Genomic DNA, 17,085 nt, shown 5'->3' on the forward strand with positions numbered 1-17,085 from the left:
CTTCGCTTTGCCCACCCTACGCTTTAGCTGCGCGGCTCCGTCAATACCCCGCCGCGTCAGCGCCGCGGGTGCGGGGATCGGGGGCGCCGAGCGGGCCGTTCGATGTCACCAGGATCGAGTTGGCGGAGGAATAGCCGAGCGGCTCGACGAGCTTGTGGCCTTTGGCCCTGAGCTCGGCCAGCACGTCATCGGGAAATCCCTTCTCGATCCGCACTTCATCCGGCAGCCATTGATGATGCACGCGCGGAGCGGCGACTGCGGCGGCGATATCCATCTTGTAGTCGATGACATCGACGATCACCTGCGTCACGGCGGAGATGATGCGGCTGCCACCGGGCGTGCCCGTCACCAGCACCGGCTTGCCGTTCCTCAGCACGATGGTCGGCGACATCGACGACAACGGCCGTTTTCCCGGACCGGGCAGATTGGCCTCGAAGCCGACCAGGCCGAATGCATTCGAGGCGCCGGGCGCGGCGGTGAAATCGTCGAGCTCGTTGTTGAGCAGCACGCCGGTGCCCTCGGCGACGAGGCCGATGCCATAGGGGAAGTTCAGCGTATAGGTGTTGCTGACCGCATTGCCGTGTTCGTCGACCACGGAATAATGCGTGGTGTTGGAACCTTCGCGCGGCGGCACCGCGGCCGCTTCGGCCCAGGGCGTGGCGCGGGCAAGATCGATGGTGGCGCGCTGCTTGGCGGCATAATTCTTGTCGAGCAAAGCGACCGTCGGCGCATTGATGAAGGCGGGATCGCCGAGATAGCGGGCGCGATCGGCATAGGCGCGCTTCATCGCTTCGATCATGACATGGAGCGAAGCGGCCGAGGCCTGCTTCATGTCGGACATCTGGAAACCCTCGAGGATGTTCAGGATCTCCAGCAGCACGATGCCGCCCGAGGAAGGTAGCGGCATCGAGACGATGTCATAGCCGCGATAGGTGCCGCGCACCGGCGTGCGGATCACGGGCTGATAGGATTTCAGATCATCCAGCGCCATGATGCCGCCGGCATCGCTGATAGCCTTGACGAGCTTTTCCGCGACCAGCCCCTCGTAGAAGCCGCGCGGACCCTGTTCGGCGATCGCGGTGAGCGTGACCGCGAGATCGCTCTGGATCAGCGTGTCGCCCTCATGCAGCGGCGAGCCATCTGCGCGGGAGAACGTTCTGGCGGAGTTCGGCCAGCGCGCCATGCGGCGATACATGTCCGACAACGTGTCCGCGATATCGTCCGCAACGGGAAGTCCATCGCGCGCGAGATCGATCGCGGGTTTGACGATCTGCGCCAGCGTGAATTTCCCCGAACCATATTTCTCCAGCGCCAGCGCGAGGCCGGCAACGGTGCCGGGCACGCCGATGCCGAGCGCGGAATTGCGCGACTTGTCGGGATCGGGCTTGCCCTCGGCATTGAGGAAGATGTCGCGGGTGATGGCGCCAGGGGCGGTCTCGCGATAGTCGATCGCGATATCCTCGTTGCGGTCGGCGAGGTGGATCACCATGAAACCGCCGCCGCCGATATTACCGGCGCGCGGATAGGTCACCGCCATGGCAAAGCCGGTCGCGACCGCCGCATCGACGGCATTGCCGCCCTGGCGCATGATGTCGGCGCCGACGCGGGCTGCAAGTTTTTCCTGTGCCACCACCATGCCATGCTCGGCGGCAATGCCCCGCATGGTGTCGGCAGCCGGTGGCATGTAGAAGCGGCGCTGTTCCTGCGCGGCCGCCGGCATGATCGTGAAGACCACGAGCACAACAGTCGCGACAATCCTGCGCCAACGATTTGAGGAAGCTGTCATCAATATTTCGCCGCGGTTGGAGCCGAAGTGAAGCGCTCGCGTAAGCGCCGCATGCTATATGGATTTGAAGCCGACAGGCAAAGCGCCTGTTCGTGATTGGGGCAGGACGATTTTCGCATGGACATGGCAATCAGCGAGGCAGGCAACGCGGAGTTGCCGAAGGAATATCCAAGCCGTGCCGCCGTCGTTAGCTGGATCTTTTTCGACTGGGCCGCGCAGCCTTATTTCACGCTGATCACGACCTTCGTCTTCGCGCCCTATTTTGCAGGTTTCGTCGCGCCCGATCCAGCGAGCGGGCAGGCGATGTGGGGCTTTGCCACCGCTGCAGCGGGACTTGCGATCGCGCTATTGTCGCCGGTGCTCGGCGCCATCGCGGACGCCAGCGGTCGGCGCAAGCCGTGGATCGCGGGTTTCGGCGCGCTGCTCGTGCTCGGTTCCTCGCTGATGTGGATCGGCCGGCCCGGCGATGCCAGCATCATCCCGCCGCTTCTGTTCGCCTATGCGCTTGCCTCTGTCGGCGCCGAGTTCGCCACCGTCTTCAACAATGCGATGATGCCGACCCTGGTGCCGCCGAACCGGATCGGGCGCCTCTCAGGAACCGGCTGGGCCACCGGCTATGTCGGAGGCGTGCTCAGCCTGTTCCTGGTGCTCGGCTTCCTCGCGGCCAGCCCTGACAGCGGGCGCACGCTGTTCGGTTTCAAGCCGCTGTTCGGGCTCGATCCCGCCACGCATGCGGGCGACCGCATCACCGGACCTTTGACCGCCCTCTGGTTCATCCTGTTCGTGACGCCGCTGTTTCTGTTCACGCCGGATTATCCGGCGAAGCGGCCGGTGCGGCAGGCGCTGCGCGAGGGTTTGCGCGAATTGAAGCAAACGATCGGCGAACTGCTGAGGCGGAAATCGCTCGCGACGTTCCTGCTCGCCAACATGATCTACGCCGATGGACTGGTATCGCTGTTCGCGTTCGGCGGCATCTACGCTGCCGGCACCTTCGGCTGGCGCACGATCCAGATCGGCACCTTCGGCATCATCCTCGCAATCGCCGGTGTGTTCGGCGCTTGGCTCGGGGGCAAGCTTGACGATCTCCTGGGCCCGAAGCGCGTGATCGTGGGCAGCTTGATCATCCTCTTGTTCTCGATCGCGGCTATTCTGCTCGTCGACAAGGATTCGATCCTGTTCGTGCCGGTTGCGCCGCCCGAGCCGGGCGGTGCGCTGTTCGCCGGTGCGGCCGAGCGCGCCTATCTCGTGCTCGGCTGTTTGATCGGCGCCGCCGGCGGGCCGTTGCAGGCGGCCTCGCGCACGCTTCTCATCCAGCTCGCGCCGAAGGATCGCATCGCGCAGTATTTCGGATTGTTCGCGCTGACCGGCAAGGTGACGTCGTTCATGGGCCCGCTCCTGATCGGCGCCATCACCGCGGCGACCGCGAGCCAGAAGGCCGGCATGGCGGTGCTGGTGCTGTTCTTCCTCGCGGGGCTCGCGCTGGTGACGCGGGTGCGGGACTAGATCGCTCGTCGTCCCGGGCTTGACCCGGGACCCATACCGCGTGATCTATCTTTTTTGCGCTGAGGGCAGTTGCCGCTTCACCAATTTAGGCCTGTGGTTATGGGTCCCGGGTCAAGCCCGGGACGACAGCGTGTGGCGTGGATGCAGCGCTGCGTAATCCGGGCTACGCGTATCGGCTCAATGTCGGAAATGCCTGACGCCGGTGAAGACCATAGCGATGCCGTGCTCGTCGGCGGCCTTGATCACTTCGTCGTCGCGCATGGAGCCGCCGGGCTGGATCACCGCGGTTGCGCCGGCCTCGATGCAGGCGAGCATGCCGTCGGCGAACGGGAAGAAGGCATCCGAGGCGACGACCGAGCCCTTGGTCAGCGGCTCGGCGAGCTTCAACTCGGCGGCGGCATCCTGCGCCTTGCGCGCGGCGATGCGGGCGGAATCGACGCGGCTCATCTGGCCGGCGCCGATGCCCACAGTGGCGAGATCCTTGGCGTAGATGATGGTGTTCGACTTCACGTGCTTTGCAACGCGGAAGGCGAATTGGAGATCGCGCAGCTCGGCATCCGACGGCGCGCGTTTGGTCACCACCTTTAGCGCCATGTCGTCGACCACGGCATTGTCGCGGCTCTGCACCAAAAGCCCGCCAGCGACGGTCTTGGCGGTGAGGCCTACCGCGCGCGGGTCGGGCAAGCCGCCGGCGAGCAGAAGACGGAGATTCTTCTTCGCCGCAACGATCTTGATCGCTTCATCGGTCGCGTCGGGCGCGATGATCACCTCGGTGAAGATCTCGGTGATCGCGCGCGCGGCCTCGGCGTCGAGCGTGCGGTTGACGGCCACGATGCCACCATAGGCTGAGGTGGAATCGCAAGCCAACGCCTTGCGATATGCGCTGACGAGATCGGCGCCTTCGGCGACGCCGCACGGATTGGCATGCTTGACGATAACGCAGGCGGCGGTGCGCTTGGCATCGAACTCGCCGATGCATTCATAGGCCGCGTCGGTGTCGTTGATATTGTTGTAGGACAGTTCCTTGCCCTGCACCTGCCGCGCTGTGGCAACGCCGGGACGTTTCTCCGGCGTTGCGTAGAATGCGGCGCTCTGGTGCGGGTTCTCGCCATAGCGCAGCTTCTGGATCAGTTTTCCGCCGAAGGCGCGGAAATCCGGCGCCTTGGTCTTGAGCTCTTTCGCGAACCAGTTCGAGATCGCCGCGTCATAGGCTGCGGTGCGCGCATAGGCCTTCGCGGCGAGGCGGCGGCGAAGCGCGAGCGTGGTCGCGCCCTTGTTGGCGGCGAGCTCGTCGAGCACCGCTTGATAGTCCTGCGCCTCGACGATCACGGCGACGTCGTCGTGATTCTTCGCCGCGGCGCGGATCATCGCGGGACCGCCGATGTCGATATTCTCGATGCACTCCTCAAAGCCGGCGCCCTTCTCGACGGTGGCCTCGAACGGATAGAGATTGACGACAAGCAGATCGATCGGCGCGATACCGTGGGCCTGCATTGCCGCCGCGTGCTCCTTGTTGTCGCGGATCGCAAGCAGGCCGCCATGCACCTTGGGATGCAAGGTCTTGACCCGGCCGTCCATCATCTCAGGGAAGCCGGTCAGCTCGGATACGTCTTTCACTTTCAGCCCGGCCGCGGCGATCGCCTTGGCCGTGCCGCCGGTGGAGACCAGCTCCACGCCGTGGCTCGCCAGCGCCGTAGCGAACTCGATCAATCCGGTCTTGTCGGAAACGGAAAGGAGCGCGCGGGTCACGCGGCGAAGCTGTTCGGTCATGTCGGGAATCCCTGGCTGTTAGAGCGTTTTCGAGCGAAGTGGGTACCGGTTCGCGTGAAGAAAACGCGTCAAAACAAGAATCTAGACCAGCCGGGTAGCATGGTTTTGCGGTCCATGAAACCGCTCGCCGGCCCATGCGGTAAAATTTGACCCAGGAGCAACGAGCAAGCCCCAAGATGGTGCCATTCGCCCCGTCAGGCGGCTCTTGCCTTGATGGTCGGAATGTGACGGACGTCCTCGGTCCGCTCTGCATGCCAGGTGTCGTAGGCGGCTTGCATCCGGGTCCAGATGCCTGCTCCGTCGCCGAAAAGCTTGCCGAGCCGCACCGCGATAGCCGGCGAGACCGGTTTCCTTTCCTGCAGAATGTCATAGAGGTGCTGCCGCGAAATCCCGAGCAGGCCAGCGATCTCAGCCTTGGTCCGACCGGTCGCCGGGATGATGTCATCGCGGAGCAGAGCACCGGGATGGGTGGGACAGCGCGTCTTGCTGCGCTTTGCGACATAGACCATGTTCGATCTCATTTCTTGTTTGGGCAGGATTTTTTCGGATCATGCCTAGTGATACTGCTCGAAATCAACGCGGTGGGCATCGCCATCTTCGAATTCGAACGTGATGCACCAGGGGCCATTGACGTGGACCGTGTCGCTTCGGATTGAAGCCGTGCAGCGTATGAAAGTCGAAGCCCGGAACGTTCATTTCCTCGGGCCGAACGGCCACGTCGAGGCGATCAAGCCTCGCGAGAATGCGCTTGTGCATCTTCGCGTCGATTTTTGAGCTCTTGCCCTTGGCCCAAAGCTCCGACAGAGCCTTGCTCTTGAAGGTCTTGATCACGAGTTCATGTAAGCAATTGGCTTACATCGGTCAAGCAGTATGGCACATGCCGCGCTGGATTCATCTACAACGGCAGTTCCGGCTCGCGGCGGGCGTTGCGGCGGGCATTGGTCTGGGCTGCCGAAGTGCTCGAGCGGACGAAACTCCAGCGGATGGTGGAGACCTGTCTTGCATCCTGCCGGATCACGATCTGAGAGGTGCGGCGCGGGCCGTCATTGCCGGCGAGGAACACGCTGTCCTCGAGATCGACCTTGTCGTCGACCGCCTCGAAGGTCCAGACGTCGCGGTTCGGCAGCACCAGCATGACGCCGCGGGCATCCGAAAGCCGGCTCGCCTTCACCGACGGGTGCAGGTGAAACCGTAACGCGTATTCGCTGTCATGACCCCGGATGCGGCCGCCTGATGGCGGCGACAGCGTGTCCTCGCCGTCGAGCCGCGAGCCGTCCTGCGCCGCGATCAGCACGCGGTGATGGATGACGCCGAAGCGCGAGAGATAGCCGTCATGCGAGGTCGTCAGGACATCGCCATTGCTGGTTGCCTCGCGATAGCTCTCGACATTGCTCGGGCCGCTGGTGATCGGCGCGCCCCTGAGCAGACGCTTCATCGCCGACATCTCGACGAACTGGCAGGATGAGGTGTCGTGATAGGTCAATGTCGAATGCGCCGCCGTCGAGCGCGCGAATGGCCGCCAATTGTCGCGACCGGTGGCCGGCATGCCGCAATTGACGACGATCCGGCTCGGTCCGGATGAAAGCTCGAACGACAGACATCCGGCATGGGCATCCTGGCTGACGCTCGGCGGTGGCGGCGGGCCGGTGTCGATGATCACGGTCATGTTGCCGGCATCGAGCCGCTGATAGCCGGTATGCGGCATGCTCGCCATCGGCGCGCCGTGGGCGTCGTCATAGGCCAAGAGCGTGGCGACGAGGTCGGACGGCGCGGTGCTCATGCCGTTGAACAGCGCGAAGCTGCCATCGCCATGGCGGAAGAAGCGCAGCATCGGCATCATGCGGTCGATGGCGTTGAGCAGCGCCGGCGGAGGGGCGATGTTGCGGGCGGCAAAGGTCTGGCGCAGCGGTAGCATATCGCTGAGCAGTTCCACCAGCGCGCCGGGATTGCGCGAGATGTGGCCGCCATCGGGCAGGATCTGCCGTTGCAATTCGTCGGACAGCCGTCGCGTCGCCGAGCGGACGTGGCGGGCCTGGTTGGCAAGGCAGAGCGAGGCGTAGCACAGCGCGATCAGGACCTGCAGCCGCGGCACCCCATCGGCGACATCGACCATGCCGTAGCGCAAATGGCGGATCTCGCGCCCCAGCCCGCGCAGATATTTCCGGTAGAATTTCCCGTCGGTATCGCTGAGCACCAGAGGCGCCTGGGACAACAGCGAGATGACGCGCCGCGCCCGCACGTCCGCGCGGCGCTCCAGCGGCCGCTTGCGGGACGCGTTCGACATCCAGTCGTCGATCAGGGAACGCGCATTGGCCCGGGTCAGCGCGGTATCGGCGACGCGCAGATGGCGCAGCCAGCCGAAGCCGAGCAGGGCCGCCTCCCAATCCTCCGATGGCGGTTCGAGGTCGAAGATCGAACGGCCGTGGCAGGTCACGATCTTGCCGGCGAACACGAAGCGGCCGGCATAGATTTCCGCGGCGCGCGTGGCATCCGCCGTGCGCAGGTCATGGGGGGCGATGATCAGGCGGTCGCTGCGGCCGGGCCACAATCGCGACAGCGCGACGGTTCCGCCGCTCGCGCGCGCGGCCACGCTCCGCGCGAAGCGGCCAGCGATCAGCGTCGAGATGCGTCTGCGTTGGGCGACGGACACGCCTAACCTTTGAGGGGAGAAGGGGTTCTGGCGAATCCTTTTAATCCGGAAACGCCGCCAAGACACCATCTTGAAACGCCGCGAATCAAGCGCAGCGCGATCCGGACAAGGGGGCACCGGTTTTCCTCGCGCCAACCGCAAGGCATTGGCGTGGAGATCGGGCTCCAACGAAGGTGAAAATCCAATGAAATCAGGATTTAACCAGCCGCGCAGCGTAGAATCCGTCCAATCCGCCGAGCCTCGCATCGGCATGGGGCAGATGGCAGGGCAGCGTGCGCAAGTCGCCGTCGGCGGTGAGAAGCTCGGAGAGGCCGGCGACCTCGCTTGGAGTGATCGGCACGCGGCGCAGCCCTGATTCGCTGCCCAGGAGCGCCGCGATGGGTTGCTCGCCCTCCTCAGGCTCCAGCGAACAGGTGCAATAGACCAGTGTTCCGCCTGACTTGAGCAGCGTGACCGCCTTTTGCAGCAGCCGTTTCTGCAGGGCGGCCAGCGTCGCGATCTCGGCCTCCTGCCGCAACCAGGCCACGTCGGGGTGGCGGCGGATGGTGCCGGTAGAGGTGCAGGGCGCGTCGAGCAGGATGCCGTCGAAGCCGTCACCGTCGCCCGGCCACTCGACGGCGTCGGCGACGATGCATTCTGCCGAAAGCGAAAGTCGCGCAAGGTTGTCGCGCAGCCGCGCCATCCGCGCCGGCGAGCGATCGACGGCAGTCACCTGCGCGCCGGCATAGGCGAGCTGCGCCGTCTTGCCGCCGGGCGCGGCGCAGAGATCGGCGATTCGCTTGCCTTTGATGTCGCCGAACAGCCGCGCCGGAAGTGCCGCGGCGGCGTCCTGCACCCACCATTGCCCTTCCGGAAAACCCGGCAGCATCGTCACCGAGCCGTGCAACAGCGTGCGCACGGTTCCCGTCGGCAGCATCTCACCGTGCAGTCGGCTCGCCCATTGCGCGGGGTCGGATTTCACGGTGAGGTCGAGCGAGGGTTCATTGGCGATGGCAAGCGCCATTTCGCGCGCGGTGGCTTCGCCGTAATGAGCGGCCCAGCGCGCAAACAACCAATGCGGGAGATCCAGCGTCTGGGTCCTGACCTCGTCGACCAGCGCATGGCCCTCGCGGGCGCAACGGCGCAGCACCGCATTGACGAGGCCCGCATATTTCGCGGCGCGCCGGTCCGACTGCACGAGCCGCACCGACAGATCGACCGCGGCATGATCGGGCACGTCCATCCAGAGGATCTGCGCGGCGCCGATCAGCAGCGCGCTCTGCGCGCGCGGCGCGTCGGTCGGGATGCCGCGGTCGAGCAGGCGCGACAGCAGATGGCCGAGGGTTCCGAGCCGGCGCAGGATCGTCGACACCAGTCGACGCATCAGCGCGCGATCGCGATCGGCAAGCGTCTTCAGGCCGGGATGGGCGCCAGTGCCATCAAGCTGGTCATCGAGCGTGCGATGCTTGTGCAGGACGCCGTCCAGAATGTCGGCTGCGATCCGTCGCGCCGCGAGGCCGGGCACTTCGATCGACGCTGCAAATCTTGAAGGGGGCATGGAGCGGGAATATCTCAGTCGGGAAAGCCGGATAGCGCCTCGGCTCATGCCATCTTGGGAGGAAGGGACAAAAGCTCTGGCATGCGAATATGCCAAATGTAAGAAGCGGTCTTCTGATTTCTTGATCGTGATGCCAAAGCTTTGCGGATATCCGCGATATAAAATCTGTTGCAGGAAGACCGTATCATGACTGACCATGCGCCACCGCCGGAACGCAAGCCGCTGACGCCAGCGGCGCAACGTGCGCTTGCCGAAGCCGAAGCGCGACGGAAGGCCGCGACAGCAAGCGCAACGCCGATGCAGAAGGAGGTTCAAGGACCAAAGGGACCGGAACCGACGCGCTACGGTGATTGGGAGAGCAAAGGCATCGCGTCGGATTTCTGACACGGCAGTTTCGTGTCACCTCACCCGGCTCGATCATGTTTGGGCATGATCTCCGCGCAAACGCTTCGCGTTTGTCGCGAGGGAAATCCGGATTTCACTTTTCCGGATCATGCCCCAGAGCGTTTTCAAGCGAAGCCTGTCCCGCACTTGATGCGGGATGGAAGCCGGTTCGCGTGAAGAAAACGCGTCAAAATAAGAATCTGGAGCTTCGGTTCTGATTCAATCACGACCGAATATGCTCTAGCGTGGGGCGATGCCTCCCGACGAGCGAATCAATCCATATCGGCGATCGTTTCGCCGCGCTCCATTTGGCCGTCGGTTCTCGGCTGCTTTGCCATGGGTGTTCGTGATCGGTATTGCGCTCGGCACCCTGCTTCCAATCCGGCAATGGGTGCCTTGGCAGCTTCCGCATTGGGGGAGTGGCCGCGTGCAGGATACCGATGCGATCTGGCAGCGCGGCGGCACTCCAGATGTCCGCCGCACTGTCGACGTCATCAGGACGATCGACGGCGACACGTTCGAGGCGCGCGTGCATCTGGAGCAGGGACGCGATCTCATGACCCATGTCCGCTTGCGCGGCATCGATGCGCCGGAGTTGAAGGCATCATGCCAGGACGAATTGGAAAGGGCCGAGGCCGCGACCGATGCCTTGCGCAATCTTCTCAGCCAGGGCGGCGTCGTGATCTACAACATCGGTCCCGACAAATATCAGGGGCGCGTCGTCGCCGACGTCGCGACCAGGCGTACCGACAACGTGTCGGCGGCACTGCTCGCGGCAGGCCATGCGCGCAGCTACAATGGCGGCCATCGCTTTGGCTGGTGCGCGAGAAGTCGGCGCTTCTGGCAATGAAAAAAGCCGTGCAACGGCGCGGCTCTTGTTCATTCGCGTGCTCGATCGGTTCAGCCCTGTAGCCCGGGTGGAGCGGAACGCATAGCCCGGGACATCTGCGTCAGCGTTTACGAGCGGTCCCGGGTTACGCTGCGCTTCACCCGGGCTACTGAAAATCAGTGCGTGACGACCACGGTGGCGCCGACGGGGACGCGGGAGTAGAGGTCGGTGATGTCATCGTTCAGCATGCGAATGCAGCCGTAGGAGACGAAGCCGCCGACTGAGCCCGGCACGTTGGTGCCGTGGATCGCATATTCGCCGCCGGCGAGCGTCATCGCCGCAACGCCCATCGGATTACGCGGCGAGCCGCCGGGAATCACGTCGGGCATGGAGGGCTTGTCCCGCTTGACTTCGGCGGGCGGCGACCAGGCCGGGTAGCGGTATTTGCCGTCGATCTGCGTGGTGCCGGCCCACTGCTTGCCGGCCTTGCCGACGCCGACCGGATAACGCATGGCGTGACCGTAATCGAGAATGAGATAGAGGCGCCGCTCGCCGGTCCTCACCACGATCGTGCCCGGAGAATAATGATCGTCGTGCATATCAACCATTTCCGGCCGTGCTTCGGCCGCCGTCGGCATCAATGCGCCCAGCCCGAATACGCCCAGCCCAAGGGTGGCAGCCACGGCCACCGTGCTCCTCATCGACATGAAGCTCTCCACTTCCAGCCGCCCAATTCAGTGCCCTGAGATGTCAGGGGCTCTCAAATCTCGCGCCGGCCGGCGAAATACCGGCTCGCCGCTCGCACCAGGCATTCTCGACCGCGTTTGTTAACCGGCTATTTTTTGTGTCGGGCGCGGGACGGCTCGCGATGGGTCGAAGAAAAGAAAAGTCGAAAATAAAGTAAATGACCCGGAAACAACGCCCGGCGGCAACCGTGCGGCCATGGCGGCAGAATGCCTGACGGTCGCGTGAGAAGATGTCGATCGTGGTTGCGCGGCGGCTACTTGCTCGACTTCTTCTTCTTGGCCGCCGGCGGCTTCTCCGGCTTCGGCTCCGCGGCGCCCGGCGCTTTCTTGCAAGGACCGGCATAGTCGACCGCGACCTTGACGTGCCGCGCCTCGCACTCGTTCGGATAGGTCTTGCCGTTGCAGCCGCAAACCGGCCGGTGAATCCGGATGCAGAAAGCCGGGGCCTTCTCGCAGGTGCCTTTGGCTTCCTCGACGCCGCATTGTCCGGCGTCCTTGCGGCAGAACAGTGCCGAGTTGCACGTGATCTTCTCCGGCCCCCCGCAGGCTTCGTCGAGATTCGCCGCGCGCAAGCTCGGCACGCCGACCATGAGGCCAACCGCGGCAATCAGCGCCGCGGCGGCAAGACGACCAAAATGCAACCCCATGAACTTCCCCCTGCCGCGGTCTTAAACCGCGGCGCCCTTCTTGTTCTGCCGGTTCTTGACGAGATCATCAACCACGGCGGGATCGGCCAGCGTCGAGGTGTCGCCGAGGCTTGACGGTTCGTCCTCGGCGATCTTGCGCAGGATGCGGCGCATGATCTTGCCGGAGCGCGTCTTGGGCAGGCCCGGTGCGAACTGGATCAAGTCGGGCGAGGCGATCGGACCGATGTCCTTGCGCACCCAGGCAACCAGCTCCGTGCGCAACTCCTCGCTCGGCTCGGTGCCTGCCATCAGCGTGACATAGGCGTAGATGCCCTGACCCTTGATGTCATGGGGATAGCCGACCACGGCGGCTTCCGACACTGCCGCATGCGCCACCAGCGAGCTCTCGACCTCGGCGGTGCCCATGCGGTGGCCGGAGACGTTGATGACGTCGTCGACGCGGCCGGTGATCCAGTAAAAGCCGTCGGCGTCGCGCCGGCAGCCGTCGCCGGTGAAGTACTTGCCCTTATAGGTCGAGAAATAGGTCTGCTCGAAACGGGCGTGGTCGCCATAGACGGTGCGCATCTGGCCGGGCCAGGATTTGATCAGGCAGAGATTGCCGGTCGCCTCGCCCTCCAGCACCTTGCCGTCGGCATCGACGATGTCAGGCACCACGCCGAAGTACGGCCGCGTCGCCGAGCCCGGCTTCAGCTTGGTGGCGCCGGGCAGCGGGGTGATCAGGATGCCGCCGGTCTCGGTCTGCCACCAGGTGTCGACGATCGGGCACCGGCTGTCGCCGACCACGCGATAGTACCATTCCCAGGCTTCCGGATTGATGGGCTCGCCGACCGAGCCGAGCAGCTTCAGGCTCTTGCGCGACGTCTTCTTGACCGGCTCGTCACCACCCTGCATCAGCGCGCGGATCGCGGTCGGCGCGGTGTAGAAGATGTTGACCTTGTGCTTGTCGACGACGTTCCAGAAGCGGGAATTGTCCGGATAGTTCGGCACGCCTTCGAACATCAGCGTGGTCGCGCCGTTGGCGAGCGGACCATAGAGGATGTAGGTGTGGCCGGTGACCCAGCCGACGTCGGCGGTGCACCAGTAGATGTCGCCGTCGTGATAATCGAACACGTATTGATGCGTCATCGACGCGAACACGAGATAGCCGCCGGAGGTGTGCAGCACGCCCTTGGGCTGGCCGGTCGAGCCTGACGTATAGAGGATGAACAGCGGATCTTCGGCGTGCATCGGCTCGCACGGGCAGTCCGTCGTCACCATCTCGGCCGCCTCGTGGTACCAGAAGTCGCGGGTCGGATTCATGTCGACGGCAGCGCCGGTGTGCTTGACCACGACGACCCAGTCGACGCCCTCGGTCTTGGAAAGCGCCGCATCGACATTGGCCTTCAGCGGCACCTTCCTTCCGCCGCGCAATCCTTCGTCGGCGGTGATGACGATCTTGGATTTGCAGTCGTTGATGCGCTGGGCGAGGCTGTCGGGCGAGAAGCCCGCGAACACCACCGAATGAATGGCGCCGATCCGCGCGCAGGCCAGCATCGCATAGGCGGCCTCGGGGATCATCGGCAAATAGATGGTGACGCGGTCGCCCTTTGCGACGTTGCGGTTGCGCAGGATGTTGGCCATCCGGCAGACTTCGTCGTGCAGCTCGCGATAGGTGATGTGCTTCGACTTCGAGGGATCGTCGCCCTCCCAAATGATCGCGGTCTGGTCGCCGCGGGTCTCGAGATGGCGGTCGATGCAGTTCCAGGCGACGTTGAGCACGCCGTCCTCGAACCATTTGATCGAGATGTTGCCGGGCGCGAAGGAGACGTTCTCGACCTTGGTGTACGGCTTGATCCAGTCGATGCGCTTGCCGTGCTCGGCCCAGAAGCCGTTGGGGTCGGAAACCGAGCGCGCATACATCTCCCGGTACTTGGCGTCGTCGACATAGGCGCGCTTGGCCCAATCGGCTGAGACGTCATAGATCTTCTCGGACATCATTCCCTCCACTCGACATCCGGCCCGCGTGATCCCGGTGTTGCGGGCCGTCTTGATCGTTACGGTGATTATGCGTCGCCGGACAATGCCCGGACAAGCGCTGGCGACTTGGACCTTGGTCGGCTCTCCTGCCGAAGCCTTGGTTCCAGTTGAACGGAGCGATCAAAATCACGTTTTGAGCGAAGTCAAAATCAACGTTATCGCGCGAATGGCACCCATGAGCGGTAATTAGAAACCGTTAATGACTGATTCGCGACTCGCAAAAGGTAAAGGAACCCCCTAAATGGCGTTTCCGGGGCCAGACGGCCCTCCGGAACCAAGCCATAAAAATCGGCATTACCGATAAACAGTGGAGCCAAGGCGTCAACGGTCATGACGGATCAGCAGAATTTTGTGGCTACGCGGCCCGTTTCCGCCGATCCAACCCTGCCCCTGGCAAAAGCGCTAGGCCAATGGCCGCGCAAGCTGCCCACCCCCAAGCAGAAGATCACCGTCAAGACCTCGGTGAGGGAGCTGGCCGAGGAACTGGGCCTGAAGCTCGGCGACCAGGCCCTGCTCACCATCCGCCGTGTCAAGCGCGGCAAGAGCTATTCCTTTGTTCGCGCCAACGGCTCGCACATCCGCGATACCCGTACCATCCGCCGCCTGCACGCGATGGCAGTGCCGCCGGCCTATCGCGAGGTGCGCTATTCCCACGATCCCAGCTCGCATTTGCAGGCGATTGGGCGCGACGCCGCCGGACGGCTGCAATACCGGTATCACGCCGACTGGGAGAAGGTGCGCGAGCATCGCAAGGCGCATCGGCTGGCAAAGCTGGTGGGGGCGCTGCCGAAGATCCGGCGCAACGTCTCGAAATACCTGTCCGACGACGAGCCGACGCGCGAATTCGCGCTGTCGGCGGTGATCGAATTGATCGCGCGCACGGCGATCCGCCCGGGCAACGAATCCTATGCGCGGCTGAACGGCACTCGCGGCGCCACCACGCTCTTGAAGTCGAACGTCACGCTCGAAGACGACTGCGTGGTGCTGACCTTCAAGGCCAAGGGCGGCAAGGCCGTGCGCAAGGAATGCGACGCGGCCAAGCTGGTGCGCGCGATCGGCATCCTGCGTAGCGTGCCGGGCAAGCGCATGTTCCAGTACCGCGACAGGTCCGGCACCGTGCGCGCGGCGTCGACGACGGCGGTGAATGCGTTCCTGCGCGAGATCGCCGGCATCAAGATTTCGCTGAAGGATTTTCGCACGCTGATGGCTTCTGCGGTGGTGCTGGAATCGCTGTCGCGGATCACGCCGGCATCCAGCGCCCGCGGCCGCAAGAAGCAGGTGCTGGAAGCGGTGCGTGCCGCCGCCGACGAACTCTCCAATACGCCCGCGATCTGCCGCAAGAGCTATGTCCACGACACCATCGTCACCGCCTTCGAGGACGGCATCCTGGAGCGATTTGCCGCGACCATGAAGGGCTACCGCACGCAAGCCAAGCGCGAGCAGCTATTGGCGCAGGTGGTGACCGCGGCGGCGGTTTGAAGATTTTGTAGGGTGGGCAAAGCGAAGCGAGCCCACCATCCGCACTCCGCAAGAATTGGTGGGCACGCTTCGCTTTGCCCACCCTACGGAGTTACGCGGCGGCGCTTGTCACAGCCCGCCCATCTTGCAGACGATCTTCCACTCATCTGCGGTCACGGGCTGAACCGACAGGCGCGAATATTTGACCAGCGCCATATCGGCGAGCTTTGTCTCGGCCTTGATCGCTCCGATCGTCACCGGCGTCTTCAGGGGCTTGTCGGCCTTGATGTCGACGCAGACGAATTTGCCGGTTTTGTCGGTCGGGTCGGGATAGGCCTCCTTGATGATCTCGGCGATGCCGACGATCTCCTTGCCCTCGTTGGAGTGATAGAAGAAGGCCTTGTCGCCTTTCTTCATGTTCACGAGATTCTGGCGCGCGGTGAAGTTGCGCACGCCGGTCCAGGCTTCGCCCTTGGCGCCCTTCGCCACCTGCTGCTCCCAGGACCAGCTCGACGGTTCGGATTTCACCAGCCAGTACGCCATCGTCATCCCTCCGCCTTGAACGGCCGCGTCAAGAGGCCCTCGATCGCAGCATCGATCGTCAATTGCTTGGTAAGGATCGCTGCGATCGCATTTGATACCGGCATCTCGATGTCTTGCGAAGCCGCAAGCTCGATCAGCACCGGCGCTGTGAATTCGCCTTCGGTGAGCTTGCCCGTCGCCGGCCGTTCGCCGCGGCCAAGCGCAATGCCGAGTGCGAAATTACGCGACTGCGGGCTGGAGCAGCTCAGGATCAGGTCGCCGAGGCCGGACAGTCCCACCAAGGTTTCGGCGCGGGCGCCGCAGGCGCGGCCGAGCCGCGCCAGTTCGGTGAAGCCGCGCGTGGTCAACGCGGCAAGCGCCGACGCCCCGAGCTCGCGGCCAGCCACGATGCCCGCCGCGATCGCCAGCACGTTCTTGGCGGCACCGCCGATTTCGACGCCGCGGACGTCGGTCGTGTGATAGGGCCGGAAGGTCGGCGATCCCAGCGCCTGCACCAGCAAGCTCGCCAGCGCTTCATCTCTCGTCGCCAGCGTCACCGCTGTTGGAAGTCCGCGCGCGACATCGTCGGCGAAGCTTGGTCCCGACAATATCGCCGGCGTCGCGTCGGGCGCGGCTTCCGCAATCACGTCGGTCATGAATTTGTGGGTGCCGCGCTCGATGCCCTTGGCGCAGGCGATCACAGGGGTCGCCTTCGCAAGTTGCGGCGCCAGATGCATGACGGCCGCCCGCAGATGCTGCGCGGGGGTGGCGACCAGGATGAGATCGGCGCGGGCAGTCGCGGCGATGTCGGCGGTTACCTTGACGCTGGCATCGAGAAGCACGCCGGGCAGTCTTGGATTGGCGCGCGTCGCCTGGATCTGCGCAGCGTGCGCCGCGTCGCGCGCATAGAGCGTGACATCGCGACCGGCGCGTGCTGCGACAGCGGCGAGCGCCGTGCCCCAGGCGCCTGCGCCGATCACGCCAACGGATTGATGCGCCGGCATCAGGCAGACTCATCTGAACTCCCTCTCCCCGCTCTTGCGGGGAGAGGGTTGGGGTGAGGGGCTGCTCTCCGCGAATCCGCAAAGTGAGGTGTGCGCGGAGGCTCCCCCTCACTTGGATTTGCGCTACGCGCAAATCCGACCTCTCCCCGCAAGCGAGGCGAGGTGGCACGGCGTCTGCGGCGTGATCCTTCAAACATCTCAGAATCCCGCGCGGGTGTTGGCGTAGCCCGCGG

At 64.3% G+C, this 17,085-nt stretch carries 14 protein-coding genes and 1 pseudogene; 4 read left to right on the forward strand and 11 right to left on the reverse strand.

The features are described 5' to 3' along the window. Positions 1-40: 40 nt before the first annotated feature. Entirely contained in the window at positions 41-1,720 is a 1,680-nt protein-coding gene (gene ggt, locus CWO89_RS25775) for a gamma-glutamyltransferase (protein ID WP_463702675.1), read from the reverse strand. A 183-nt stretch (positions 1,721-1,903) separates the two neighbouring features. Here ggt and CWO89_RS25780 point away from each other — a divergent pair, with 183 nt between their 5' ends. Continuing rightward, positions 1,904-3,289, forward strand: a complete 1,386-nt coding sequence (locus tag CWO89_RS25780) for an MFS transporter (protein ID WP_130581459.1) — start codon at positions 1,904-1,906, stop codon at positions 3,287-3,289. Positions 3,290-3,466: 177 nt separating this feature from the next. On the opposite strand, the gene purH is transcribed toward CWO89_RS25780, so the two are convergent. The 5 genes and pseudogenes from purH to CWO89_RS25805 all read right to left on the reverse strand — a co-directional run bounded on the left by purH (position 3,467) and on the right by CWO89_RS25805 (position 9,246). Then, positions 3,467-5,059, reverse strand: a complete 1,593-nt coding sequence (gene purH, locus CWO89_RS25785; RefSeq protein WP_130581460.1) for a bifunctional phosphoribosylaminoimidazolecarboxamide formyltransferase/IMP cyclohydrolase — start codon at positions 5,057-5,059, stop codon at positions 3,467-3,469. Positions 5,060-5,253: 194 nt separating this feature from the next. Then, complete coding sequence (locus CWO89_RS25790; RefSeq protein ID WP_130581461.1) at positions 5,254-5,568, reverse strand: HigA family addiction module antitoxin; 315 nt, start codon at positions 5,566-5,568, stop codon at positions 5,254-5,256. Between the two features lie 45 nt (positions 5,569-5,613). Continuing rightward, positions 5,614-5,890, reverse strand: a pseudogene (locus CWO89_RS25795) (type II toxin-antitoxin system RelE/ParE family toxin). A 64-nt stretch (positions 5,891-5,954) separates the two neighbouring features. Continuing rightward, complete coding sequence (locus tag CWO89_RS25800) at positions 5,955-7,709, reverse strand: heparinase II/III family protein (protein WP_130581462.1); 1,755 nt, start codon at positions 7,707-7,709, stop codon at positions 5,955-5,957. 190 nt (positions 7,710-7,899) lie between these two features. Then, positions 7,900-9,246, reverse strand: coding sequence for an RsmB/NOP family class I SAM-dependent RNA methyltransferase (locus CWO89_RS25805; protein ID WP_130581463.1), 1,347 nt, complete (start codon positions 9,244-9,246; stop codon positions 7,900-7,902). Between the two features lie 186 nt (positions 9,247-9,432). Here CWO89_RS25805 and CWO89_RS25810 point away from each other — a divergent pair, with 186 nt between their 5' ends. Further along, positions 9,433-9,630: a DUF1674 domain-containing protein gene (locus CWO89_RS25810; RefSeq protein WP_130581464.1), complete on the forward strand. Its 198-nt coding sequence runs from the start codon at positions 9,433-9,435 to the stop codon at positions 9,628-9,630. A gap of 253 nt (positions 9,631-9,883) precedes the next feature. After that, positions 9,884-10,480 carry a thermonuclease family protein gene (locus tag CWO89_RS25815; protein WP_207234565.1) on the forward strand — a complete coding sequence of 199 codons (597 nt, stop codon included), beginning with the start codon at positions 9,884-9,886 and terminating at the stop codon, positions 10,478-10,480. A 155-nt stretch (positions 10,481-10,635) separates the two neighbouring features. Here CWO89_RS25815 and CWO89_RS25820 read toward each other — a convergent pair whose 3' ends face one another. From CWO89_RS25820 to acs, 3 genes are all read right to left on the reverse strand, one after another. Next, positions 10,636-11,166 carry a L,D-transpeptidase gene (locus CWO89_RS25820; protein ID WP_130581466.1) on the reverse strand — a complete coding sequence of 177 codons (531 nt, stop codon included), beginning with the start codon at positions 11,164-11,166 and terminating at the stop codon, positions 10,636-10,638. Positions 11,167-11,459: 293 nt separating this feature from the next. Continuing rightward, entirely contained in the window at positions 11,460-11,852 is a 393-nt protein-coding gene (locus CWO89_RS25825; RefSeq protein WP_130581467.1) for a Kazal-type serine protease inhibitor family protein, read from the reverse strand. 21 nt (positions 11,853-11,873) lie between these two features. Continuing rightward, positions 11,874-13,826: an acetate--CoA ligase gene (gene acs / locus CWO89_RS25830; protein WP_165421343.1), complete on the reverse strand. Its 1,953-nt coding sequence runs from the start codon at positions 13,824-13,826 to the stop codon at positions 11,874-11,876. A 372-nt stretch (positions 13,827-14,198) separates the two neighbouring features. Between acs and CWO89_RS25835 the strand changes: the two genes are divergently transcribed. After that, positions 14,199-15,347 (forward strand): DNA topoisomerase IB, encoded by a 1,149-nt coding sequence (locus tag CWO89_RS25835; RefSeq protein ID WP_130581469.1) that lies wholly within the window; start codon positions 14,199-14,201, stop codon positions 15,345-15,347. Between the two features lie 108 nt (positions 15,348-15,455). Here CWO89_RS25835 and CWO89_RS25840 read toward each other — a convergent pair whose 3' ends face one another. Together CWO89_RS25840 and CWO89_RS25845 are read right to left on the reverse strand one after the other, a co-directional pair. Next, on the reverse strand, positions 15,456-15,869 hold the full coding sequence (locus CWO89_RS25840; protein WP_130581470.1) for an EVE domain-containing protein: 414 nt from the start codon (positions 15,867-15,869) through the stop codon (positions 15,456-15,458). Between the two features lie 2 nt (positions 15,870-15,871). Beyond that, positions 15,872-16,852: an NAD(P)H-dependent glycerol-3-phosphate dehydrogenase gene (locus CWO89_RS25845; RefSeq protein WP_130581471.1), complete on the reverse strand. Its 981-nt coding sequence runs from the start codon at positions 16,850-16,852 to the stop codon at positions 15,872-15,874. Positions 16,853-17,085 lie beyond the last annotated feature (233 nt).

The organism is Bradyrhizobium sp. Leo170 (assembly GCF_004296405.1).
In the GTDB taxonomy this organism is placed as follows: Bacteria; Pseudomonadota; Alphaproteobacteria; order Rhizobiales; family Xanthobacteraceae; genus Bradyrhizobium.